General features: G+C 63.8%; 13 protein-coding genes. 7 read left to right on the plus strand and 6 right to left on the minus strand.

The genetic code is table 11. From position 1 onward, the window contains the following. The first annotated feature begins 138 nt into the window (after nucleotides 1–138). The 3 genes from guaB (at nucleotide 139) to FVD38_RS17945 (ending at nucleotide 4,802) form a co-directional block, all read left to right on the plus strand. Entirely contained in the window at nucleotides 139–1,599 is a 1,461-nt protein-coding gene (gene guaB / locus FVD38_RS17935) for an IMP dehydrogenase (RefSeq protein WP_147936081.1), read from the plus strand. Between the two features lie 154 nt (nucleotides 1,600–1,753). After that, a complete protein-coding gene (guaA, locus tag FVD38_RS17940) occupies nucleotides 1,754–3,364 on the plus strand; it encodes a glutamine-hydrolyzing GMP synthase (protein ID WP_147936082.1) in 1,611 nt (536 codons plus the stop codon). An 841-nt stretch (nucleotides 3,365–4,205) separates the two neighbouring features. Continuing rightward, nucleotides 4,206–4,802: a hypothetical protein gene (locus FVD38_RS17945; protein WP_147936083.1), complete on the plus strand. Its 597-nt coding sequence runs from the start codon at nucleotides 4,206–4,208 to the stop codon at nucleotides 4,800–4,802. A gap of 198 nt (nucleotides 4,803–5,000) precedes the next feature. Here the strand turns inward: FVD38_RS17945 and FVD38_RS17950 are convergent, their stop codons facing one another. Then, nucleotides 5,001–5,711 (minus strand): FTR1 family protein, encoded by a 711-nt coding sequence (locus tag FVD38_RS17950; protein ID WP_502572594.1) that lies wholly within the window; start codon nucleotides 5,709–5,711, stop codon nucleotides 5,001–5,003. Nucleotides 5,712–5,892: 181 nt separating this feature from the next. Next, nucleotides 5,893–7,272, minus strand: coding sequence for a PDDEXK-like family protein (locus tag FVD38_RS17955; RefSeq protein WP_187271640.1), 1,380 nt, complete (start codon nucleotides 7,270–7,272; stop codon nucleotides 5,893–5,895). 334 nt (nucleotides 7,273–7,606) lie between these two features. Between FVD38_RS17955 and FVD38_RS17960 the strand changes: the two genes are divergently transcribed. The 3 genes from FVD38_RS17960 to FVD38_RS17970 are packed head-to-tail and all read left to right on the plus strand — an operon-like array spanning nucleotide 7,607 to nucleotide 11,647. After that, complete coding sequence (locus tag FVD38_RS17960; RefSeq protein ID WP_147936085.1) at nucleotides 7,607–8,203, plus strand: hypothetical protein; 597 nt, start codon at nucleotides 7,607–7,609, stop codon at nucleotides 8,201–8,203. Nucleotides 8,204–8,234: 31 nt separating this feature from the next. Beyond that, nucleotides 8,235–9,629, plus strand: a complete 1,395-nt coding sequence (locus tag FVD38_RS17965) for a DUF262 domain-containing protein (RefSeq protein WP_147936086.1) — start codon at nucleotides 8,235–8,237, stop codon at nucleotides 9,627–9,629. Continuing rightward, nucleotides 9,626–11,647, plus strand: coding sequence for a DUF262 domain-containing protein (locus FVD38_RS17970; RefSeq protein WP_147936087.1), 2,022 nt, complete (start codon nucleotides 9,626–9,628; stop codon nucleotides 11,645–11,647). Before FVD38_RS17965 ends, FVD38_RS17970 begins: the two co-directional genes overlap by 4 nt. 127 nt (nucleotides 11,648–11,774) lie before the next feature. Here FVD38_RS17970 and FVD38_RS17975 read toward each other — a convergent pair whose 3' ends face one another. Both FVD38_RS17975 and FVD38_RS17980 read right to left on the minus strand, forming a co-directional pair. Continuing rightward, nucleotides 11,775–17,099, minus strand: coding sequence for a hybrid sensor histidine kinase/response regulator (locus FVD38_RS17975; protein ID WP_187271641.1), 5,325 nt, complete (start codon nucleotides 17,097–17,099; stop codon nucleotides 11,775–11,777). After that, nucleotides 17,074–19,245 carry a putative bifunctional diguanylate cyclase/phosphodiesterase gene (locus tag FVD38_RS17980; RefSeq protein WP_147936088.1) on the minus strand — a complete coding sequence of 724 codons (2,172 nt, stop codon included), beginning with the start codon at nucleotides 19,243–19,245 and terminating at the stop codon, nucleotides 17,074–17,076. Before FVD38_RS17980 ends, FVD38_RS17975 begins: the two co-directional genes overlap by 26 nt. A gap of 245 nt (nucleotides 19,246–19,490) precedes the next feature. Between FVD38_RS17980 and FVD38_RS17985 the strand changes: the two genes are divergently transcribed. Next, a complete protein-coding gene (locus tag FVD38_RS17985) occupies nucleotides 19,491–20,936 on the plus strand; it encodes an NAD-dependent succinate-semialdehyde dehydrogenase (protein WP_147936089.1) in 1,446 nt (481 codons plus the stop codon). Between the two features lies 1 nt (nucleotide 20,937). Here the strand turns inward: FVD38_RS17985 and FVD38_RS17990 are convergent, their stop codons facing one another. Both FVD38_RS17990 and FVD38_RS26690 read right to left on the minus strand, forming a co-directional pair. Then, nucleotides 20,938–21,888, minus strand: a complete 951-nt coding sequence (locus FVD38_RS17990) for a glycoside hydrolase family 43 protein (protein WP_147936090.1) — start codon at nucleotides 21,886–21,888, stop codon at nucleotides 20,938–20,940. Further along, nucleotides 21,885–23,831 carry a family 43 glycosylhydrolase gene (locus tag FVD38_RS26690; RefSeq protein ID WP_222706945.1) on the minus strand — a complete coding sequence of 649 codons (1,947 nt, stop codon included), beginning with the start codon at nucleotides 23,829–23,831 and terminating at the stop codon, nucleotides 21,885–21,887. The genes FVD38_RS17990 and FVD38_RS26690 overlap by 4 nt, the downstream gene beginning before the upstream one ends. Between the last annotated feature and the right edge of the window lie 181 nt (nucleotides 23,832–24,012).

Below are 24,012 nucleotides of genomic sequence, written 5' to 3' on the forward strand. Positions count from 1 at the left end.
GAATGATCGCGTCGATTTCGCCATGTCCTGGCTCGGCTGTCAATTGCCTGGCGCACCGAGCAAAAGAAATTTTGGCCTCCCCGGCGACGGAAATTGAGAGTTTCTGTATAATTTGCTTTTGCGCCTATAGGAAATACTATGCGTCTCCTCCAAAAAGCACTCACCTTCGATGACGTGCTGCTCGTCCCCGCTTACTCCAACATTCTTCCGGCTGCAACTTCGCTGCGCACCAAGCTGACGCGTAATATTTCGCTGAACATTCCGCTGCTGTCGGCGGCGATGGACACCGTGACCGAAGCGAATCTCGCGATCGCGATGGCGCAAGAGGGCGGCATCGGCATCATCCACAAGAACCTGCGTCCGGCCGACCAGGCGCGCGAAGTGGCGCGGGTGAAGCGTTTCGAAGCCGGCGTGCTGCGCGATCCGATCACGATCCCGCCGACCATGAAGATCCGTGAAGTGCTGGCGCTCTCGCAGCAGCACGGCATCAGCGGCTTCCCGGTGGTCGAGGGCAGCCAGGTGGTGGGCATCATCACCAACCGCGACCTGCGTTTCGAGGAAGACCTGGAGGCCGAGGCGCGCGCCAAGATGACGCCGCGCGACAAGCTGGTGACCGTGAAGGACGACGCGGACACGGCTGAAGCCAAGCGTCTGATGAACAAGCACCGCCTGGAGCGCGTGCTGGTGGTCAACGACGACTTCGAGCTGCGCGGCCTGATTACGGTGAAGGACATCCAGAAGTCGCACGAGCACCCGCTGGCGTCGAAGGATTCGCAGGGCAAGCTGCTGGTCGGCGCCGCCACCGGCGTGGGCCCGCGCGACGAGGAGCGCATCGAACTGCTGGTCGCCGCCGGCGTGGACGTGCTGGTGGTCGACACCGCCCACGGTCACTCGCAGGGCATCCTGGACCGCGTGAAATGGATCAAGGAGCGCTTCCCGCACGTGGACGTCATCGGCGGCAACATCGCCACCGCCGCCGCCGCACTGGCGCTGGTGGAGGCGGGCGCCGATGCGGTCAAGGTCGGCATCGGCCCCGGCTCGATCTGCACCACCCGTATCGTCGCCGGCGTCGGCGTGCCGCAGATCACCGCGATCTCCAATGTGGCTAAGGCATTGGAAGGCACCGGCGTGCCATGCATCGCCGACGGCGGCATCCGCTTCTCGGGCGACATCTCGAAAGCGCTGGCAGCCGGCGCCCACACGGTTATGATGGGTTCGATGTTCGCCGGTACTGAAGAAGCACCAGGCGAAGTGATCCTGTACCAGGGCCGCAGCTACAAATCCTACCGCGGCATGGGCAGCCTGGGCGCGATGGCCGACGGTTCGGCCGACCGCTACTTCCAGGAAGCCTCGAGCAAGGCCGACAAGTTCGTCCCGGAAGGCATCGAAGGCCGTGTCGCCTACAAGGGCAGCGTGCTGGCGATCATCTTCCAGCTGATCGGCGGCGTGCGCCAGTCGATGGGCTACTGCGGCTGCGCCACCATCGAAGAGCTGCGCGAGAAGGCGGAGTTCGTCGAGATCACCTCGGCCGGCATGCGCGAATCGCATGTGCACGACGTGCAGATCACCAAGGAAGCGCCGAACTACCGTTCGGAATAAGCCATACCGCGCGCCCGCCTGGCGGCAGCTCGTGGGGTGGACGGCTTGCCGTCCACGCGTTCAACCATCGCTCGCGTTGCGTGGACGCGTGGAAGGCGGAGCCTTCCACCCTACCGAATTCCTCTCCACGAATTCCTCACCATAGACGCATCCCATGCATTCCAAAATCCTCATCCTCGATTTCGGCTCCCAGGTTACCCAGCTGATCGCGCGCCGCGTGCGCGACGCCGGCGTGTTCTCCGAAGTCTTCCCCTATGACGTCAGCGACGAGTTCGTCCGCGAATACGGCGCCTCGGGCATCATCCTGTCGGGCAGCCACAACTCGACGCTCGAAGGCGATTCGCCGCGCGCGCCGCAGGCGGTGTTCGAAGCCGGCGTGCCAGTGCTGGGCATCTGCTACGGCATGCAGACCATGGCGGCCCAGCTGGGCGGCAAGGTCGAGAACGGCCTGAAGCGCGAATTCGGCTACGCCGAAGTGCGCGCCCGCAATCACACCGCGCTGCTGAACGGCATCAACGACTTCGTGACCGACGAAGGCCACGGCATGCTGAAGGTCTGGATGAGCCACGGCGACAAGGTCCTGGACATGCCGGAAGGCTTCAAGCTGATGGGTTCGACCGACAGCTGCCCGATCGCCGCCATGGCCGACGAAGAGCGCCGCTTCTACGCGCTGCAGTTCCACCCGGAAGTGACGCACACGACCCAGGGCGAAGCCATCATCGGCCGCTTCGTACACGAGATCTGCGGTTGCAAATCGGACTGGAATATGCCGGATTACATCGGCGAAGCCGTCGCCAAGATCCGCGAACAGGTCGGCACCGATGAAGTCATTCTTGGCCTGTCGGGCGGCGTCGATTCGAGCGTTGCCGCTGCGCTGATCCACCGCGCGATCGGCGATCAGCTGACCTGCGTGTTCGTCGACCACGGCCTGCTGCGCAAGGACGAAGGCAAGATGGTCATGGACATGTTCTCCAAGAACTTGGGCGTGAAAGTCGTGCGTATCGATGCCGAGGCGCAGTTCATGGGCCACCTGGCTGGTGTGACCGATCCTGAGCAGAAGCGCAAGATCATTGGACGCGAATTCGTCGAGGTGTTCCAGGTCGAGGCGGGCAAGCTCTCCAATGCCAAGTGGCTGGCGCAGGGCACGATCTATCCGGACGTGATCGAGTCGGCCGGCAAAGGCAAGAAGGGCCAGACTATCAAGAGCCACCACAATGTGGGTGGACTGCCTGAGACCCTCAACCTGAAACTGCTCGAGCCGCTGCGCGAGTTGTTCAAGGACGAGGTGCGCAAGTTGGGTGTCGCGCTGGGGCTACCGCATGACATGGTCTATCGTCATCCGTTCCCGGGTCCTGGCCTGGGGGTGCGTATCCTGGGCGAGGTGAAGAAGGAGTATGCCGATCTGCTGCGCGAGGCGGATGCGATCTTCATCGAAGAGCTGCGCAATACGCCGTTCGAAGTGCCGCAGGTGCCGGGGATCGATGCAGGCAAGGCGCCTGTGAACTGGTATGAGGCGACCAGCCAGGCGTTTGCGGTGTTCCTTCCGGTGAAGTCGGTGGGTGTGATGGGCGATGGGCGTACTTATGAGTATGTGGTTGCGCTGCGCGCGGTACAGACGCTGGACTTCATGACGGCGCAGTGGGCGCATTTGCCGCATTCGTTGCTGGGCAAGGTGAGCAATCGCATCATCAATGAAGTGCGTGGTTTGAATCGCGTCGTGTATGACATTTCGGGTAAGCCGCCGGCGACGATCGAGTGGGAGTGATTCCCGACTCGGCAGGAGCTTGCGAGCTCAGGCAATTGAAGTGAACGAAGCCCCTGATTTTCAGGGGTTTTTTTGCTTTTGGGTTGGCGAAGTCAGGCAGGGATGCGCGAACTAAAGCAGCAGAATTTGATGGTATCGGACATGGTATCGTGCAGACGCTCTATGATCGGCAGTCGAAGTGCCATGTTCCTCCTCGTTACTCAACCATGATATCAGACGCCGTAAAGTAGCTGATTTTATTGAAGAAAAAGCTCTATAAACGACTTTCTTCAATCATGGTATCGGGTGTCCCATGCTGACAGACGTAGCCATGCGCAATCCGAAACCGAAAGACATGCCGTACAGGGTCGCTACCGGGATGGCTTGTATGTCTATGTGCTGAAATCGGGGAGTGTTTCATTCCGCTACAACTACACCATCAAACGGCAGGCAGGAGACCCTGGTGCTTGGGCGTTATGGGCCGGGTGGTATCAAACTCAACGAAGCGCGAGAGCTGCTTGCGGAGGTGAAGCGTTCGGTGGCGGCAGGGCGCTCGCCCGCTTGACACAAGAGTGCTGATGCCTTGAAGCGGCGGGAGGAAGAAACGTTCGCGGCGTGGGCCGAGGAACATCAATTTCCTCTATCAACCATACTTTAGATGGATATCTCGATTCGTCAACTGGGAAGCCTGCTACCCATTCCAAAGGGCGCATTCTGGGCACCATATAACCATATATGGACGAGAGAATGTGTAGATGCTGCCTCCCGATAAAGCGTTGTACCATGCAGATTCTTTTAAATATTATCTTGAGGACACAGGTCTGCCTCATTAACTAAGACAGAAAAACAGAAGTAAGGATAAATGATGAAAACTGATTCTTCGGGTCGTAATCATACGAGTCAAAGAGAATTGCATCTTTGTCATCGAGAATTTTATTATCTCGCTGTTTTTATATTTATTTTCTCAATTGCTTTTCCAGCAAGTTCATCTGGAAAGCCTTGTGGGGGTAATGAAATACCAGATTTCTACCCAGTCGATGTCAGGCCACGTATCCAGATAATAGGCAACGTGATCACTTCGAGACTTTTGTTCGCCAACCGAGGCGATACTCCTGTGCTTGTTATGGAGGGAGTCAACGGTTTTGGTTTGCGTGGCTCTATGGCGTATGAGGCTCAGCCGCTTATGGATGACGAATTCGAAATCTTGAATGGAGATAAAAGGGTGAAATACATCGGGCCGATTTATAAGCGGGGCCCCTACACAAAAGATTATTTCAGTCCATTGCAACCGAATGAAGCAATTAACATGCGATGGAGTAGGCTTGATACTGCGTATGATTTCGCGCCGGGAACACATGAATACATTTTGGTGCACTGCCATCTTCAATATGACGAGAGCTCCGGAAATATTTTTCGAGTTGGATCGCGACCCATAAAATTCGTTTACACACGCAGATAAGATCTCCGAACTGCTCTAATAAATATGACCATTTTAGTGCTGTGCTCCACTTGCTTCGCTACAGTTAGCGTCTTCGGACGGATGTGAAGAATACTAAGGCTGTCCTGCCTGTAGCCGAGCATTGCCAAACAAAGGGGATTCGTCGTGGTATCGATAGGTTCATCTGCGAAGAAGAGTCATGATTATTAGTTTCTTAGCTCATCCGTTGATCATTGAGCTGGAAAACTCCGCCAGCGGCGAGCGGGCACTCGTGCGCAGCAGTACCCATGCGATGACAGCCAGCAGGCTGACCGCGGCGATAAAGCCGGATGCCAGCGCGCCACTACTGCCATCGACAGCGAGCGCGGAGTAGAACAACGCCGTCTCAAACACTTCCCGGTAGACGGCAACAAAGGCCAGCGCGAATAGCCCCCAGGCCGAGCGACGATCCAGGGCGACTGCAAGCTTGTCTTCCAGGTACAGCTGCCACTGGCCGGCGGTGCTCTTTTGATGCATCCACAGGCCAACGCCGACCAGGATAGCCGCTCCCATCAGGGAGACACAACCTTCCACGACCTGCCGACTCGCGCCGCTGATCGCGACCGCGTGGGTTGCTGCTGCCCATGTCAGCGCACCGGCCAGCAGCGCGCACTGATCCATCCCGCGTGGAGCGGCCGCCAGCAAGTCGCCCGCTTCCTGGGCGAGGCTTGCAACCAGGACCGGGGCATCGCGGCGCCTGATCGCGGCGCGCAGGGCATCAACCGCGCCGATGGCCCTGTCCCTGGAAGGCGTTGCCTGTAGCGCGGCGAGCTGGGTGCGGGCGCTATCGGTAAAATCGATCATCTCCGCGTATTCGGTGGCGCTGATGACCTGGCCATCGGCGACGGCACTTCGATAGTCTACTGACACGTAGTCGAGCAGCTGCCAGATTTGTTCGGGATGATCCGGGGCGGCATGTCCTGCGGTGACTTCTGTGAACTAGCGATTACATCTGGAGGACCAGGTCGGTGAGGGTGCAATTGTCGAGCGTATCGAACGCATCGAGAAGGGGCTGTTCGGAGCGGCAAGGCCGCTGGCAGCGCTTACTCCACGTCCAGCGGCGCCTGCGCTGTTACACGGCAGGGAATGTGCGGAGCCCAAGCAGCGCCCCGGTATGACGCGTGACAGCCTCCGTGAACTGTTTCTTGACCTGGTCCAACTGGGTCACCGACAAGGCGCCATCCCACTGCTCTTCCCAGTCGACGAATTGCCTGTAGAGCTTGAAGGACAAACCCGAGCCCAAGACGAAGTTCCTCAGCTCTCTCGGATCCGGTTCCAGCCAATCTGCAGGGCGCAATTGCAGCGTGTCACCGAAAAGGCGCTGCAGCAGGGCTTTTTGCACCGTTGGATCACCTGGAGGCGCAACGTACAGCTTGATTTCGATGTCTCCCTGGGTCTTGCGGAATTCGGCCTGGTAGAACAGATTCCATTTTTCACCGGCATTGAGCCCGTCCACGGCAGCCCAGCTACGTGGTACGAAGCGTACCCGGAGGGTCTTGCTGCTCGAAGTAGTGAGATGTTCCCATGCGGTCGCGTCCAGGATCTGGTCGATGACGTCCCTGACCAGGATGGCGCCCCTTTCGCGCACTGCCCTGCGACACGCGTCGAGCGCCGCCTTGTGCTGGCGATAGATCCCGGCCCAGGGTACGGCATCCCAACTGTGCACCGCAACCAATTCCTTGAGCCGCTTGTTAAGGACGCGCAGCGCAGGCGCGAAGTCCACGTTGTTCGCAAGCTCTGCCGCCTTGCCTGGCCCGGCAACTCCCTGGCCGGACAGGGCATTGATCAGCTCCTGGTAATCGTTGAGGAAGTCGCGGACGCGCTGGTCGAGTCCGTCGTGCCTGCCGAGCGCCTCGCGCAGGGCGCTGCCGACTTGCTCTCCCCAATAGACGGGCTGCCAATCCTGGCTGCTGACTGTTTCGCTCGGGCCGAGCGTGAGGTAGCACTTGACCACCTCGGCCTCCGGGAACAGGCGGCCCAGGGCAGCATCATAACGCTCCAGTTGCGCCTTCCCTTCCTGACTGTCGATCTTGGCCTCGATCGCAAGCACCCAGGGGCGTCCGTCGGAATTACGGGCTTCGACCAGGATGTCGAGGCGGTCTCTCGTGTTGACGTCCTCGCCGGTCGGGTCGTCGTCTTCGACAAGTGCGCCTCTTGCGTTCAGGACCAGCTCGGTGCGAACTTCGACCAGCGGCGATGCGAGCGGCGCATCCGCACCGAGGACCAGCTTCAGGAAGCAGTCCAGGAAGCTGTGGCCCATGCCGTGCGATCCGCAAGGGTCGAGCAGCCAGGCCAAGGTATTCGTATGGCGAAGCTCGTAGCGCTCGACGCGCAACACCCGGAAAGGGGTAAATCGGTTCAGTTCCTGCCCAAGGCTGACAAACCTCTCGTGCTGGACGAGGCGAGCGAGATTGTCGGCAAGGGTAGAGTCGAGGCCGGAATTGGTGTCCATGGTCATTCGTTTATGAGGTAAGGAGAGCGGGCGATGCGTCCAGGCGCAGCTGTTCAGAGGGGTGAAACGGGCATCCGCGACCCGTGTTCGGATTTCTGCCGTTCAATAATATAAAGAAAGTTTATTTTTAGCAATCTTTTGTTATCCGGTCAAACGTGCCAGTGCCGAGGTCCAAGGTTAAGTAGCGGTGACTTATTTATAGGGCAATCCTTTTTTGGTATAGTTGTTTCTCCAATGAAGCTTTCGTGTGCGCAAGGCATTGAATGCGACACGATCCGTCGCGACCGCCCCGTACTATCTACCCCTGCATACAACGAGCGAGCCCGACGACATCATGACGACTGCCCCCAACACCCCCTTGCCACGCGCATTTACGTTCAACGACATCAACGTCGGGACCAGGCTTTATGCAGTGCTCGTGCAATACGCCTCAAGCTACCCCGGGAAATCGATTTTCTATGGAGACCTGCTCGATCGGGCCCGCACGATGTTCCCGGAAGATAAGGAAGTCGAACGGGCGGTACCGATCGGTATCGGCATGAAGCTCCTGTTTGTCGAAAATTTTTGCGCGGAGAACGGGTATCCGAATCTGGCGTGTCTCGCTGTGAACAAGGGTAAGGAGGAACCGGGCGGCGGCTTCAAGGGGAACTGGCTGCAGCAAATGCGTGAAGTGGCCGCATTCGACTGGTCGGCGGCGCAACCGGTCCTGGATGCTTACGTGTCGCGTTCGATCAAGGCCGCCACGCCGCTCAAGCGTCGCAAGGAGCCCGAGGCACGCGAGCTGCTGTTCGCGCATTTCCGCGAGCACCGGGATAGCTACAAGGATTTCAGCCAGGACGACAGGGAAGAGATGGTCAGCCTGCTGATGGAGGGGCTCGACGTCGACATCGCCTTGCATGCGGTCCTGGGCGCAAAAGCGGCGCTCGGCTGAGTGCACCTCCGACAACGAAGAAGATGGGACGATGAAGAACGAAACCGACCACGTCGCGCAGCGGGCGCCACTGGAACACGACGTCATCAGTATTGGGGCACTGCTGTCGCTGACATCGCTGGCGATCCCGGCTTACCAGCGCCCCTATAAATGGACGGGCAAGAACGTCCAGCAACTGTTTGACGATATCGCGACCCACAAGGACAAGCCGTCCTACCGGCTCGGTACCATTGTGCTCCATCGGGAAGGCGGGAGCCTGAACGTCGTCGATGGCCAGCAGCGCATCATTACATTGCTGCTGACGATCAGGGCGCTGGTCAAGCTGCGGATGGCGGGGCTCATGCGTCCCGACCTGAAGGAACAGTTGCGCAGCCTCGGCGCGGGCATGATCCAGCCGAGCTTCGAGAGCGAGATATCGCAGGCGAACATCCGCAACAACTACCTCGCGATTTCGCGCTTCGTGGAAAGGCCCGACTTCAGCGAGGAACTGATCGGCTTCCTGCTGAACCGAGCCCAGGTCGTCGTGTTCGAACTGACCGACATCTCGGAGGCTTTCCAGTTCTTCGATTCGCAGAACGCGCGTGGACGCGATCTCGAACCCCATGACCTGCTCAAGGCCTACCACCTGCGTGAGTTCGACGAGGACGAGCAAGTCAAGGCGAACACCGTGGCGCGCTGGGAAAACACCGAAAGCGAGGAGCTTGCCGAGCTGTTCGGGCGCTATCTCTACCGCATGCGCAACTGGTCGAAAGGGCGCTCAGCCCGCTATTTCGGCAAGGACGATACTCATCTGTTCAAGGGAGTCAATCTCGACACGATGGCGGCCTATCCGCATGCCGAGCAGCTGCGCATCGTGCATCACTTCGTCGACGCCTACAACCGGCAGTTCGAACGCAAGATCGACGGCCGCGACATGGCGTTCCCGTTCCGCCTGGACCAGACGATCGTCAACGGGCGCCGGTTCTTCGAGATGACGGCGCATTATCAGGAACGGATCGCATCGATCCGCGGCAAACTCGGCGAGGTTCGCAAGCTCGCCGACGCCGGTTCGCTGGGCGTTCTCGCCAACCGCATCGTCGAGAGCATCGACAGCTATGGGGGCAGGCGCCGGACCGGGGACGGTTTCGTGCGTACGATGTTCGATTGCCTACTGATCTGTTACATCGACAAGTTCGGTTTTGCAGACATCTCGCGTGCGATCGAAAAGATTTTTATCTGGGCTTATACGGTCCGCCTCCAGATGGAGTCGGTACAGCTCGCTACCGTGGATAACTACGTGCTCGACAACAACCTGTTCAGGGTGCTGGGCGACGCCATCCTGCCCGCCGATTTCCTCAACCGCAGCTTGCCCGTGGTCGAGCGGATCCGCTCGAGCAACACGAAGGAAATCAACCAACTCTTCAAGGACATGAGGTACGCGGCATGAGCGAACAGATTTGCCAGCTGTCGATCAGGGAACTGTTGGGCGAGAGCGTGCACTACGTGATCCCCGTGTATCAGCGAAATTACGCGTGGGACGAAGCCGAGATCACCCAGTTGATCCAGGACGTGATCGATTACCTGCCGCAGGACGGGGCCGCGCCGCAACACTACTATATCGGCACCCTGGTCGTGTTCGAACGCCAGCACACCGGCAGCACCGCTTACGAAACCATCGATGGCCAGCAGAGACTGACGACCTTGTCCCTGCTCCTGTCCCATCTGAAGAACAGCGGCGAGCCCGGCCTGGCCTGGTATGACGCTCCACGCATCCGCTTCGAGAGCCGCGAGCGTTCCCAGAAAACCTTTGCGGCCATCTTCGCGGGGGCGCTTGAACCCGTGCCGAAAGGTTTCCTGGCGGCGCAGGACACCAACACGTCGATCACCAACGGCTACCAGCTGATCCAGAAGATCCTTCCACGCAAACTCAAGGAGAACGGTGTCGACCGGCACGAGTTTACCCGCTACCTGCTTGAGAACGTGGTCTTGATGCGGGTGTGCGTACCGCAGCAGACGGACCTCAACCATTATTTCGAGATCATGAATAGCCGCGGCGAGCAGCTGGAGAAACACGAAGTCCTGAAAGCGCGCATGATGGAGGCCTTGCGTGACGACGCCGAACCCGAGCGAAGCCGGCATTGCCTGCACGTCGTATGGGAGGCTTGCGCCAATATGGAGCGCTACGTCCAGATGGGCTTCACGCCGACGCAGCGCGACGCGATCTTCGGAGCTGGCGACTGGGGCCGCTTCCAGCCGACCGACTTTACCCAACTGCGCGATGCACTGGCGCTGCCGGCGACGGGAATTGGCGCCGGCAGCACCGCGCTGACGCTCGACCAGATCCTCGAGCCGTCCAGGCCGGCGGCAGGCGCGGGTGGCAAGGCGGAGCCCAAGGGGGAGGAGGCCCCCGAGCGCTTCCACGCCGTGATCAATTTTCCTAACTTCCTGCTGCACGTACTGCGCGTCATGACCGGGAAAAACGTCCCGCTCGACGACAAGGCCCTGATCGCCGAATTCGACACCCAGGTATTCAACGCGGACGAACCTGCCGCGAAGATCAGGGAATTCGTCTTTGCCCTGCTGCGCTGCAAGTACCTGTTCGACCACTACGTGGTCAAGCGCGAATTCGCGAAAGGGACGGATGGCTGGAGCCTCAAGCGCTTGAAGTGGAATGCTGCGGTTGACCGCCATGGCGCCGGCCGGACAAGCTACGTGAACACGTTCGGCGCCGATGACGAGGGCGCGGGGGCGGACAGGGGAGACAACAGGCGCATCCTCATGCTCTTGTCCGCGTTCCATGTCTCGACACCGACGCGCGTCTACAAGCACTGGCTGAACGCCGCGCTCAAGCACCTGTATGACGCGCAGCAAGTGCAGGAAAAGTCATACCTCGACTATCTGGAGTCGGTCTCCAGGGCGTTCGTGTTCGACCGCTACCTCGCCGGCGACGACCGGGCAGAGTATTTCGACATCGTATATGGCCGCAAGGGCCAGTGCGCACGCGGCCGCGACGAGGCCGCCGGTAGCGACCGTATTGCTAGCCGCCTCGCGTACGGGCACATCGAGAATAATCTGGTCTTTAACTACCTCGACTATCTGCTCTGGCTGAAACACCGGACGAACGACGCCGTGAGCGGGTTCGAGTTCACATTCCGCAGTTCCGTGGAACACTACTATCCGCAGAATCCGAAGGAGGGGCAGGCGCCTCTGGAGCCGGACGCGGTCGACTCTTTCGGCAACCTGTGCCTGATCAGCCATAGCAAGAATTCGCGGCTCAGCAACTTTATGCCCACCGCAAAGAAGGAGTATTACGCCAACAACCAGATCGACAGTATCAAGCAATACCTCATGATGCAGCGTCCAGAGTGGAATGCCGACGCCATTCGCGCGCATGGGGAGGAGATGATCGGCGTCCTGGTCGACAGCCTGGAGCGGGAAGCGGTCGCCGATGGCCTCGTTTCCTGAAGCGGACGGCGCCGGTTGCTGCAAATGACCTTCATATCAAGAAGGAAGACGCGGTACGCATCCAGCCTTGCCGTTGCTCGCGGACGCTCCGGGCAAGCCCTGGCTCCACTAGCGTCCCGGCGACTGCTTACCGCTCGTCCGCCGCCTGCCGATCCAGCCACACCCCCAGCTGCGCCAGCAACTGCCCGCTATCGACCGGCTTCGACGCATAATCCGACGCCCCGGCCGCCAGGCACTTGGCGCGGTCCTCCAGCATCGCCTTGGCCGTCAGCGCAATCACCGGCAGCTGGGCGAAGCGGGGATCGGCGCGGATCCGCCGCGTGGTCTCGTAACCATCCAGGTCCGGCATCATGATGTCCATGAGGACGATGTCGATCTCCGGATGCGTGTCGAGCTGCCTGAGCGCTTCTTCGCCCGATTCGACCGCATTGACCTCCATCCCGGCATTCTCGAGCATCCCCGTCAGCGCGAACAGGTTGCGCACGTCGTCGTCGACGATCAGCGCGCGCTTGCCGTGCAGGACGTCGGCCGCCTCCTGGCGCGTGGCCGGCTCGGGGGCGGAGGCGGGGGCGGGTGCGGGTGCGGCCGCATCCACCTCTTGCCTGATCCGCTCCAGGAAAGCCGACACCGCGCCCGTCTTCTCGGCCAGCGACTGCCCGTCATGGCCGAGCACCGCCGCATCCAGCTCGGCTACCTGCGCGAGCGTGGCGGGATCGAGCACGCGCTCGGCGTACAGCACGGCGGGGATGTGCGCCAGGGCTGGATCGCCGCGCATCCTGCGCAGCAAATCGATACCGTTCGCGCCGGCCAGGTCGAAGTCGATCACGATGCCCTGGTAGGCGCGCTGCTCCAGCGCGGCCAGCGCCGCGGCGGCGTCGGACACCACGTCGAGCGCCCGACCGGGCCCGGCCAGCACCTGGGTAATCGCCTCGCGCCGGGCGCGGTGGTCGGCCACCAGCAGCAGCACCCGGATCGGCGGCGCCAGCTGGGCGGTCAGGTCGGCGAAGACCTGGGCCAGGGTGGCCAGGTCGGCGGGCTTGGTTGTGTAGCTGGCTACGCCATGCCGCGCGCCGCGACCGGGCCGGTCGCGCACCGAGATCACGTGCACGGGTATGGCGCGCGTCGCATGGTCGGCCTTGAGGCGGTCGGCGATGTCCCAGCCATCGGCATCGGGTAGTTCGAGGTCGAGCGTAATCGCATCCGGCCGGTTGCGCTGGGCCAGCACGAAGCCGTCCTCGCCATTGTCCGCGACCAGCGTGTCGAAGCCGCGCTCGCGCGCCATGTCCTGGAGCGTGCGGGTGAACACCGGGTCGTCCTCGATCACCAGCAGCAGCGGGGGGCGCTGACGCTGCGCCGGATGCGGGGCCTCGGTGGCGGACGCGCCGTTGCTGTTGCTGCCGTCGTTGCGGATACGATGGTTCAGGCGCTGGCGGATGGCGTCGCCATTCGCCGCTGCGGTTCCCGGTGCCTGCTGCGGCAGGTAGAAGGTGAAGGTGCTGCCCACGCCTTCCTCGCTGTCCACGCTCAGGTCGCCGTCAAGCAGGCGCGCGATCTCGCGGCTGATCGCCAGGCCCAGGCCGGTGCCGCCGTAGCGCCGCGAGGTGCTGGCGTCGGCCTGCTGGAAGGCTTCGAAGATCAGCTGGCGCTTGTCCAGCGGGATGCCGATGCCGGTGTCGGTGACGCTGAAAGCCACCACCCGCGGCGCATGTTCCAGCGCCGGCTGGTCGCGCTTCCAGCCGCTGCCGGCGATGCGCGCCGCCAGGGTCACGCTGCCCTTCGAGGTGAACTTCAGCGCGTTGGACAGCAGGTTGGTCAGCAACTGCTTGACGCGCTGGCCGTCGGTGCGCAGCAGCGGCGGCAGGTCGGACGCGAAGTCGATCCGGAACGCCAGCCCCTTGGCCTCGATCTGGTAGCGCATGCTTTTCTCGAGTTCGGCGGCCAGTGTGGCCGGCGCCACATCGGCCAGGTCGAGCGAGACGCTGCCGGCCTCGATCTTCGACAGGTCGAGGATGTCGTTGATCACGTTCAGCAGGTCGCGGCCCGATGAGTACATCACCTTCACCATCTCGATCTGCTTGTCGCTCAGGTTCTGCTCGCGGTTCAGGTGCAGTTGCTCGGCCAGCAGGAGCAGGCTGTTCAGGGGCGACCTGAGCTCGTGCGACATATTCGCCAGAAACTCGGACTTGTAGCGCGAGGTCAGGGACAGCTGCTCGGCCTTCTCCTGCAGGCTCCGCCGGGCTTCCTCGATCTGGCTGTTCTTGGCTTCGACTTCGGTATTCTGGTCGGCCAGCTGGTGCGCCTTGCGTTCCAGCTCGGCGTTGATGTCCTTCAGTTCGGTCTGTTGCGACTTGAACTCGTTCTCCAGCTTCTGCGCCTGCTGGCGCAGCAGCATTTCGGTGCCGGATGCCGTCTCGATCGAATTGAACACCATGCCCAGGCCGTCCGACAACTGGTCCAGGAAAATCAGGTGGATGGCCTGGAAAGCTTCAAACGAGGCCAGCTCGATCACCGCCTTCACCTGGCCCTCGAACAGGATCGGCAGCAGCACGATATTGCGCGGGCTGGCCTGGCCCAGCCCGGACACGATCTGGATGTAGTCGTCCGGCAGGTTGGCCACCAGGATGCGCTGCTTCTCGAAGGCGGCCTGGCCCACCAGGCCCTCGCCCACGCGCCATTCGCGCGACAGGTTCTTGCGCTCCTGGTAGCCGTAGCTGGCCATCAGCGTGAGCGTGGAGAGGGTGCCCGAGGCGCCCGGCGCCGCCTTGCCGTGGCGCGGCGCCTGCATCAGGTACAGCACCGCGTGCTGGGCCGAGATCAGCGGGGCGAGCTCAGACAGCAGCATGCGCGACACGGTCATGATGTCGCGCTGGCCCTGCAGCATGCGGTTCAGGCGCGCCAGGTTGGTCTTGAGCCAGTCCTGCTCGGTGTTGCGCTCGGTGGTCTGCTTGAGGTTGCGGATCATCTGGTTGACGTTGTCCTTCAGGTCGGCCACCTCGCCGCGCGCCGCCACCGCGATCGAGCGTCCCAGGTCGCCCTTGGTCACGGCGGTGGCGACTTCTCCGATCGCGCGCACCTGGGTCGACAGGTTGGCGGCCAGCTCGTTGACGTTGTCGACCAGGTCGCGCCAGCTGCCGGCGGCGCCGGGCACGGTCGCCTGGCCGCCCAGGCGGCCCTCGACGTCCACCTCGCGCGCCACCCGGGTCACCTGGTCGCTGAAGGTGGCCAGGGTGTCGACCATGTCGTTGATGGTGTCGGCCAGCGCCGCAACCTCGCCCTTGGCCGGCACCACCATCTTCTGCTTCAGGTTGCCGACGGCGACCCCGGTCACCACCTTGGCCATGCCGCGCACCTGGTCGGTCAGGTTGGCGGCCATCAGGTTGACGTTGTCGGTGAGGTCCTTCCACACGCCCGAGACGCCCTTGACCTGGGCCTGGCCGCCCAGCCGGCCCTCGGTGCCGACTTCGCGCGCGACGCGCGTGACTTCGGCGCAGAAGGCATTGAGCTGGTCGACCATGATGTTCACGGTGTTCTTCAGTTCCAGGATCTCGCCCTGCACGTCCACCGTGATCTTGCGCGACAGGTCGCCGTTGGCCACCGCGGTGGTGACGGTAGCGATATTGCGCACCTGGCCGGTCAGGTTGCTGGCCATCAGGTTGACGTTGTCGGTGAGGTCCTTCCACACGCCGGCCACCGCCGGCACATAGGCCTGGCCCCCAAGGCGGCCCTCGGTGCCGACCTCGCGCGCCACCCGCGTGACTTCACCGGCGAAGCCGCGCAACTGGTCGACCATGGTGTTGATGGTCTGCTTGAGCTGCAGCACCTCGCCGTGCACGTCGACCGTGATGGTCTTGGACAGATCGCCGTTGGCGACCGCCGTGGTGACGGTGGCGATATTGCGCACCTGGTCGGTGAGGTTGCTGGCCATCAGGTTGACGCTGTCGGTCAGGTTCTTCCACACGCCGGACACGCCCTCGACCTCGGCCTGGCCGCCCAGCCGGCCCTCGGTGCCGACTTCGACCGCCACCCGCGTGACTTCGCCCGAAAAACTCTTCAACTGGTCGACCATCACGTTGATGACGTCCTTGATCTGCAGGATCTCGCCCTGCACCTCGACCGTGATCTTGCGTCCCAGGTGGCCGTTGGCGATGGCGGTCGCCACCTTCGACACGTCGCGCAGCTGCACAGTCAGGTTGCCGGCCATGGCGTTGACGCTGTCGGTCAGGTCCTTCCACACGCCCGACACGTCCTTGACTTCGGCCTGGCCGCCCAGCTTGCCCTCGGTGCCGACCTCGCGCGCCACCCGCGTCACCTCGCGGCAGAAGGCGTTGAGCTGGTCGACCATGATGTTGACCGTGTTCTTCAGCTCGAGCACCTCGCCGCGGGCGTCGGCCGTGATCTTGCGCGACAGGTCGCCGCGCGCCACGGCGGTGGTCACCTCGGCGATATTGCGCACCTGCCCGGTGACGTTGCTGGCCATGGCGTTGACGCTGTCGGTCAGGTCCTTCCACACGCCGCCCACGTCCTTGACCTCGGCCTGGCCGCCCAGCTTGCCCTCGGTCCCGACCTCGCGCGCCACCCGCGTGACTTCGCCGACGAAGCCGTTCAGCTGGTCGACCATCAGGTTGATGGTGTCCTTCAGGCGCAGGATCTCGCCGCTGACGTCCACCGTGATCTTGCGTGACAGGTCGCCCTCGGCCACGGCGGTGGTCACCTCGGCGATACTGCGCACCTGGCCGGTGAGGTTGCTGGCCATGCGGTTGACGTTGTCGGTGAGGTCGCGCCAGACGCCGGAGGCGCCCTCGACCTGGGCCTGCCCGCCCAGCTTGCCCTCGGTGCCGACTTCGCGCGCCACTCGCGACACCTCGCTCGAGAAGTTGTTGAGCTGGTCGAGCATGGTGTTGATCGTATTGGCGTTCTTGAGGAACTCGCCGCGCAGCGGGCGGCCCTCGATCTCGAGCAGCATGCTCTCGGTGAGCACGCCGCGCGCGACGGCGCCGATCACGCGGCCGACTTCGCGCACCGGCTGCACCAGGTTGTCGATCATCGAGTTGATGGCGTTGACCTCGTCACCCCAGGCGCCGTCGGTCTTGTCGAGCATCATGCGCTGGCCCAGCCGGCCTTCGAGGCCGACCGCCACCGAGACCGTTTCGACCGCGCCGGCCAGCTTGCCGTGGGTGGCGACGATGTCGTTGACGGCGTCGGCGATCTTGCCGTCGATGCCGGTCCAGTCGTGCGGCAGGCGCACGCTGAAGTCGCCCGCGCGCAGGGCCATCAGCGCGTCCAGTAGCAGCGCCTGGGACGGCGCCGCGGTGACTCCGACGCCGCTGCCCGCGCCAATGCCGGCCCCGGTACGCCCGCCGCGACGTTCGTGGGCGGCGGCGTCGAGCGCCCGCCGGCCCGGCGCGCGGCGCGCTTCGACGCGGCGCTCAGGCGCCACCTGTTCTGTTGTCATGGTGCTCCCCACTAGTCTCGATGCAGAACGGCCCGCGCCTGAGCAGGCCGACCGCATCGTCATTGGAAACCGCGGCGCTGAAGTAGTTCCCCTGCAACTCGTCGCAGCCGTGGGCCACCAGGAACGCCACCTGTTCTTGCGTCTCGACTCCTTCGGCAATCACGGTCAGGTCGAGCACGTGGGCCAGGCCGATGATGGCCAGCACGATGGCGGCGTCGCTGGGGTCGGTGGCGATGTCGCGCACGAACGAGGCGTCGATCTTGAGCTTGTCGATCGGGAAGCGCTTCAGGTAGGCCAGCGACGAGTAGCCGGTGCCGAAGTCGTCGATCGCGATCGTCATGCCCAGTGCGTGGATCTGGTGCAGCGTTTCGATCGCCTGGGCCGGATTGCTCATCACACCCGATTCGGTCAGCTCGACCTCGAGCATGGCCGGCCGGATCTGCGCCGCGTCCACCGCCGCGCCGAGGCAGCGCGCGACGTCCTCGCGCCGGAACTGCAGGGCCGAGACATTGACCGCGATCGGCACGTCGGCGAAGCCGAGCGTGGTCCAGCGCTGCAGTTCGGCCGCCACCTGGCCGATCGCCCAGGCGCCGATCGGGTCGATGCGTCCGGTCTCCTCGGCGATCGGGATGAACAGGCTGGGCGAGATCGAGGCGCCGTCGGCCTGCGGCCAGCGGATCAGGGCTTCGAAGCCGATGATGGCGCCGCTGGCGGCGTGTACCTTGGGCTGGTAGTGCATCACGAACTCGCCGTCGCGGATCGCACGGTGCAGGGCGCTGCCGAGCGCCAGGCGCTGGCTGGCCACCTCCTGCATCTGCGCCGTGAAGAAACAGTAGTGGGCGCCGCCGTCGCGCTTGGCGTGGTACATCGCGATGTCGGCGTTGCGCAGCAGCGTGTCGGGGTCGGCGCCGTCGCCGGGGAAGATCGCCATCCCGATGCTGGGCGTGACGTGCAGTTCGCTACCCTCGATCTGGCAGGTTTCCGAGACGGCCGAGATGATCTTCTCGGCCACCAGCGCGGCGTCGGCCAGCTGGTGCAGCTCGACCAGCATCACCACGAACTCGTCGCCACCGACCCGCGCCACCGTATCGCCCTCGCGCACGCTGGCGGCCAGGCGCTCGGCCACCACCTGCAGCAGGCGATCGCCGGCGGCGTGGCCGAGGGTGTCGTTGACTTCCTTGAAATGGTCTAGGTCCAGGAACAGCACCGCGACCTGGGCGCGCTGGCGTTCGCGCTGGGCCGTGGCCTGGCCCAGGCGGTCGAGCAGCAGCAGCCGGTTCGGCAGGCCGGTCAGGCTGTCGTGGAAGGACTGGTGCAGCACATAGGCTTCCATTTCCTTGCGCTCGGTGATGTCGCGCGAGATCAGCACCAGTTGCGAGACGGCGCCGTCTGGGGCGCGGACCAGGCTGGCGTCGGATTCGAAATGGCGCTCGCTGCGGCCCAGCACGCGGTACTGCAGGCGCCAGTGCGTTTCGCCGGCCGGCGGGCGCTCGACCAGGGCGCGCACCCGCTCGCGGTCGTCCACGTGCACGATTTCCAGGTAGCGCGCACCGGGGCCGACGGCGGCGCCGAACTCGGCGCGGTAGCTGGGGCTGGTGTACAGCCAGGCCCCGGCGGAGTCGAGCAGCGCGACGTAGTCGCCCGCGTGCTCGAGGATCAGGCGCTCGATGCCGGCATCCGGCGCGTCGCCCCGGTCGGCGGCGCTCATGACGCGGACGGGACGGCGCTCCGGTGCATCATCGACGAAGGCCTGCACCTTGGCCTTAAGCACTTCGGGCGCCGTCGGCATGAACACGTAGTCGCTCGCGCCCACTTCGAAGCCGAGGCTGCGATCGAGGTCGCTCGCGCGGTGCGAGGTCTGGAACACGATCGGCGTGGCGCGCGAGCGCGGCCGGGCGCGCACCAGGCGCGCGGTCTCGAAGCCGTCCAGGCCGGCCATCTTGACGTCCATGAGGATGACGCAAAAATCCTGCTTGAGCAGGCGCAGCAGGGCCTGTTCACCGGAGCTGGCGGTGACCAGGTCGGCGTCGAGGTCGCCGAGCACGCTGCGCAGGGCGAACAGCGCGCCCGGGTCGTCGTTGACCAGCAGGATCGCCGGCTCCGCCTGGTTGGCGGCGGGGGCGGCGCGGGCTTGTGGGATGAACATGGCGGGTATTCCGCGGTCCACCGACCGCGAGTGTGCAAGCTCCGTAAACATCTGAATCAGGTATGAATGCCGCGTGATTTTATGCCACCTGAACGCAAATATCGACCGGGCGCACGATAGGCGATGTCCCTGGCTGGACGGTGGCAGGTGGCAGGCAAGCGCCGGCGCCCATATCGTGGCGCTCTCGGCCAACCTCCGCGAAAAGGTCTATCATGGACGTTTTACCAAACCGGACACCGACGCTCATGACGACTTCCAGCTATCCCGACATCCGCCTCCTGATCGCCAACGAATGGGTCGACGCCACCGGCGGCAAGACCATTCCCGTGGTCAATCCGGCCACCGGGCAGCCGATCGGCAGCGTGGCCCATGCCGCCATCGCCGACCTGGACCGCGCGCTGGCCGCCGCCCAGAAAGGTTTCGAGGCCTGGCGCGTCGTTCCCGCCGCCGAGCGCGCCGCCACTATGCGCCGCGCCGCCAACCTGCTGCGCGAACGCGCCGGCGACATCGCGCGCCTCCTGACCCAGGAACAGGGCAAACCGCTGGCCGAGGCGAAGATGGAAGCCATGGCCGGCGCCGAGATCATCGACTGGTTCGCCGCCGAAGGCATGCGCGTGTATGGCCGCATCGTCCCGTCGCGCAATCCGGCCGCCCAGCAGCTGGTGCTGAAGGAGCCGGTCGGCCCGGTCGCCGCCTTCACGCCGTGGAACTTCCCGATCAACCAGGTCGTGCGCAAGCTGGCCGCGGCGCTGGCCACCGGCTGCTCCTTCCTGTGCAAGGCGCCTGAAGAAACCCCGGCGTCGCCTGCCGCGCTGTTCCAGTGCTTCGTCGACGCCGGGGTGCCGCCGGGCGTGGTGGGCCTGGTGTTCGGCGATCCGGCCGAGATTTCGGGCTACCTGATCCCGCACCCGATCATCCGCAAGGTCACCTTCACCGGTTCGACCCCGGTCGGCAAGCAGCTGGCCGCGCTGGCCGGCGCCCACATGAAGCGCGTGACGATGGAGCTGGGCGGCCATGCGCCGGTGATCGTCGCGGCCGACGCCGACGTCGCGCTGGCGGTCAAGGCCGCCGGCGGCGCCAAGTTCCGCAATGCGGGCCAGGTGTGCATCTCGCCGACCCGCTTCCTGGTGCACAACGCGGTCAAGGACGAGTTCACCCGCGCGCTGGTCAAGCACGCCGAAAGCCTCAAAATCGGTGACGGCCTGCACGAAGGCACCACCCTGGGGCCGCTGGCCAATCCACGCCGCCTGACGGCGATGTCGCAGCTGGTGGACGACGCGCGCGCCAAGGGTGCGGTGATCGCCACCGGTGGCGAGCGCGTGGGCGACGCCGGTAACTTCTTCGCGCCGACCATCCTGGCCGACGTGCCGCTGGAGGCAAGCGTGTTCAATGACGAGCCGTTCGGCCCGGTGGCGGCGATCCGCGGTTTCGACAGCCTCGAGGATGCGATCGCGGAAGCCAACCGCCTGCCGTTCGGCCTGGCCGGCTATGCGTTCACCAGCTCGATCAAGAACGCCCAGCTCCTGATGAACCGGGTCGAAGTCGGCATGTTGTGGATCAACCAGCCGGCCACGCCGAGCGCCGAGATGCCGTTCGGCGGCATCAAGGATTCGGGCTACGGTTCCGAAGGCGGTCCGGAGGCGCTGGAATCCTACCTCAACACCAAGGCCGTCTCGATGGTCGGCGTCTGATCTAGTTGCCGCAGCCCGGCGCCGGATTGGCTGCCGGGCCATTGCGGGTCTGGGCGATGTGGGCAATCGCGCCGTCCTTCCCGTAGCTGAATTCCTCGACCGCGACCGAGCGGCGGTAGTCGGCGCCCGACAGCATCTCGTTGTGATAGAAGATGTAGGATTTTCCGTTGAAGTCGGCGAACGCCTGGTGGATCGTGTGCGTCACCTTGTTCTTGTCCATGATCACGCCGCGATAGGTCCAGGGGCCGGTCGGGCTGGGCCCCGTCGCATAGGCGATCACCTCGGGCAGGCCGCTCGCATAGCTCAGGTAGTACACGCCGGCGCGCTTGTGCAGCCAGGGCGCCTCTTCGAAATTGAACAGGCCTACCGTCTGGATCGGGCCATCGAGCTCGATCATGTTCGACTTGAGCTTGACGTATTTGAGCACCTTGTTCCCGAAGTACATATAGGCCTGGCCGTCGTCGTCCACGAACACGGCCGGGTCGATGTCGTCCCAGCCGTTCGGCGTTTCGCGCGTCATGTCGTTGGTCACCAGGGCCGAGCCGCGCGCATCCCTGAACGGCCCGGTTGGCGTGTCGGACACGCCGACGCCGATGGCGAAGCCGGGAATCGTGGCGTGCTTGACCGGCGCATACAGATAGTATTTCCCCTTGTGCTTGACGACGTCGGCGGCGAAGGCATCGGCCTTGGCCCAGGCGAAGGTCTTGACCGTGGCGGCCACGCCGTGGTCGGTCCAGCTGCGCATATCGCAGGTCGAGAACACGCGCCACTCGTTCATCTTGTAGGTCGTCTCGCCCGGCTTGGCTTCGTCGCGGCCGGTGTACAGGTACAGGCGCTTGCCGTCGACCACGACGGCCGGGTCGGCGGTGAAGATGTCGGTGACGATGGGGTTATCGGCGTGTGCTTCGGCGGCAAGGCAGAGGAGCAGGGCAGGCAGCAGGCGTCGCTTCATTGCGGGCTCGCTTTCGTTGGTGCGGCCGCTGGCCATCGGGCCTGGATGCGCCGGTATTCGTCGGTGCTGATGTTCAGGATGGCGCCGTGGCGTTTCTTGCTGCGGCCGTAATCGATCCTGGCCGGGTCCGCGCGCCGGAAGCGCTCCGGCCGGGACAGGTCGTCGCTGGTCAATGCCAGGTAGCCGGCCTTGCGCGCATACTGGTCGACCCACATGGCCCATTCGCCGGTCTGCGCGATCCTGAACAGGATCGGCCCTTCGACATCCTTGCCGGTCATGCCGAGCGGGCGCAGGTCGCCCAGGACATCCCACTGGCCCAGGAGTTCGTTGGCGCCTTCCAGCGTCAGCTGGCCGTCGCCCGAGGCACGCACGTAGCGGTAGCGTGAGCGCGGATCGTCGACCTTGACGATCTGGGTGTCGATCAGGCCATGCGTGCCGGGACGGTCGATATACAGCGTGGCCGGCGTGAAGCTGACGAAGTCGCGCGTACGTGAGTAATAGATGCGTGGCTTGGTGACGCCGGCGGCCGGCGAGATGGTGGCCCAGTAGACCAGGTAGTCGCCGCTGCGCTCGTCGTAGATGGCTTCGGGCGCCCAGGCGCTGCCGGCGTCCGGAATGGCGCCGGCCACGTCCACCAAACGCGGCGCCGACCAGTCGACCAGGTTGGTCGATTCCCAGATCACCAGTTTCGTGCTGCCCTTGTGCATGGCGGCTTGCCAGCCCTTGCCGCTGGCGATGCGCAGGTCGGTGGCGAGGATCCAGAATTTGTCGCCCTGTGGCGAGCGCACGATCGCCGGATCGCGCACGCCTTGTTCGCCGATCGTGCTGCGCAGGACCGGCTTCGAGCCATTCAGGTCGGACCAGCGGTAGCCGTCCTGGCTGGTGGCGAAGTAGATCTGCTCGCCGTCGGTGGTCTCGCTGGTGAAGTGGGCCAGCAGGTAATTGGGGCGGTCTGCGGACACGCTGCCGTTCAAGCCTTTGCCGTCGACGATCGGCTCGCCGACGTCGCCAGGCTGGAAGGCGGGCTGCATGGGGTCCATCGGCAGGATGTTGCCGTCGACGTCGAAGTTCATCTTCGCCAGCACCGTCTGGCGCCGGTAGCCGTTGCCGTCCGGGATGGCATGGCGGTGGTAGGCCACGTACCAGCGGTCGGTGCCGGGCACCTGGACCACGCTGTGGTGGGCGGTGCCGACCGCGGGGCCGTTCTTTTGCAGGACGATGAAGTTGTTCGTGGCCGCCTTCACCGGCCCCAGTGGCGAATCCGCCGTGCCCCAGCCGACCCGGTAATTCGGGCTGCGCGCATCGTCGATCGACCACATGAAGTAGTACTTGCCCTGGCGCTTGAAGACCACCACGCCTTCGCGGAAATCCTTCATCGGGATGCGATGGACCTCGCCCTCGACGCTGACCATGTCCGGCTTGAGCTTGTAGGCGTTGGCCTCATCGCCGTTGCCCCAGTACAGATAGGCCTGGCCGTCGTCGTCAATGAAGGGATAGGGGTCGATCGTATTCGTCGTCATCCGGGCGGTGCGGACCAGCAGCGGCGCACCCAGCGCGTCGACGAAGGGACCGGTAGGCGACTTGGCCGTGGCCACGCCGATCTTGTGGTCGGCGCTGAAGTAAAAGTAATAAGTGCCGTTGCGCTCGATGGCGTCTGGCGCCCAGGCCTTGATATTCGCCCACTTCAGATCGTTGGCGACGTCCAGCACCATCCGCTCCTTCTTCCACCTGACGAGGTCCTTCGAGGACCAGACCGAGAAGTCGGTGGTCATCCAGTTCGGCTTGTCGGAGGTCGGGTAAAGATAATAGGTGTCGCCGAATACCCTGATCGACGGGTCCGCGGTGAATCCCTCGAGGGCGGGCGCGGGGGCGAGGCCTTGCGCCTGCACAACGATCAGGGCGCTGGCCGCGAAGGCGATGGCCGAAGACAGGAGACGATGCATGCAGGGTTGGACTCCGTGCGGGATGGACAGACTGCGATTATGGGCGATGTGTCCTGGGGCAGATCGCCCAGGGAAGGATTGCTCAGCATGTTGATCGGATGAGCGTCGTCGCAGGCGGCAGAGCACTCTTATACTGCCGGGCGGAACGCAACGTTCCCGCATGCCCGACGCGTCGGGCGTC

Source organism: Massilia arenae, assembly GCF_008014745.1.
In the GTDB taxonomy this organism is placed as follows: Bacteria; Pseudomonadota; Gammaproteobacteria; order Burkholderiales; family Burkholderiaceae_D; genus Telluria; species Telluria arenae.

What these genes read in the sequence shown, in the direction of transcription:
- guaB (WP_147936081.1), top strand. Translation starts at nt 139, where the DNA reads ATGCGTCTCCTCCAAAAAGCACTCACCTTCGATGACGTGCTGCTCGTC.
- guaA (WP_147936082.1), top strand. Translation starts at nt 1,754, where the DNA reads ATGCATTCCAAAATCCTCATCCTCGATTTCGGCTCCCAGGTTACCCAG.
- FVD38_RS17945 (WP_147936083.1), top strand. Translation starts at nt 4,206, where the DNA reads ATGATGAAAACTGATTCTTCGGGTCGTAATCATACGAGTCAAAGAGAA.
- FVD38_RS17955 (WP_187271640.1), bottom strand. Translation starts at nt 7,272, where the DNA reads ATGGACACCAATTCCGGCCTCGACTCTACCCTTGCCGACAATCTCGCT.
- FVD38_RS17960 (WP_147936085.1), top strand. Translation starts at nt 7,607, where the DNA reads ATGACGACTGCCCCCAACACCCCCTTGCCACGCGCATTTACGTTCAAC.
- FVD38_RS17965 (WP_147936086.1), top strand. Translation starts at nt 8,235, where the DNA reads ATGAAGAACGAAACCGACCACGTCGCGCAGCGGGCGCCACTGGAACAC.
- FVD38_RS17970 (WP_147936087.1), top strand. Translation starts at nt 9,626, where the DNA reads ATGAGCGAACAGATTTGCCAGCTGTCGATCAGGGAACTGTTGGGCGAG.
- FVD38_RS17975 (WP_187271641.1), bottom strand. Translation starts at nt 17,099, where the DNA reads ATGACAACAGAACAGGTGGCGCCTGAGCGCCGCGTCGAAGCGCGCCGC.
- FVD38_RS17980 (WP_147936088.1), bottom strand. Translation starts at nt 19,245, where the DNA reads ATGTTCATCCCACAAGCCCGCGCCGCCCCCGCCGCCAACCAGGCGGAG.
- FVD38_RS17985 (WP_147936089.1), top strand. Translation starts at nt 19,491, where the DNA reads ATGACGACTTCCAGCTATCCCGACATCCGCCTCCTGATCGCCAACGAA.
- FVD38_RS17990 (WP_147936090.1), bottom strand. Translation starts at nt 21,888, where the DNA reads ATGAAGCGACGCCTGCTGCCTGCCCTGCTCCTCTGCCTTGCCGCCGAA.
- FVD38_RS26690 (WP_222706945.1), bottom strand. Translation starts at nt 23,831, where the DNA reads ATGCATCGTCTCCTGTCTTCGGCCATCGCCTTCGCGGCCAGCGCCCTG.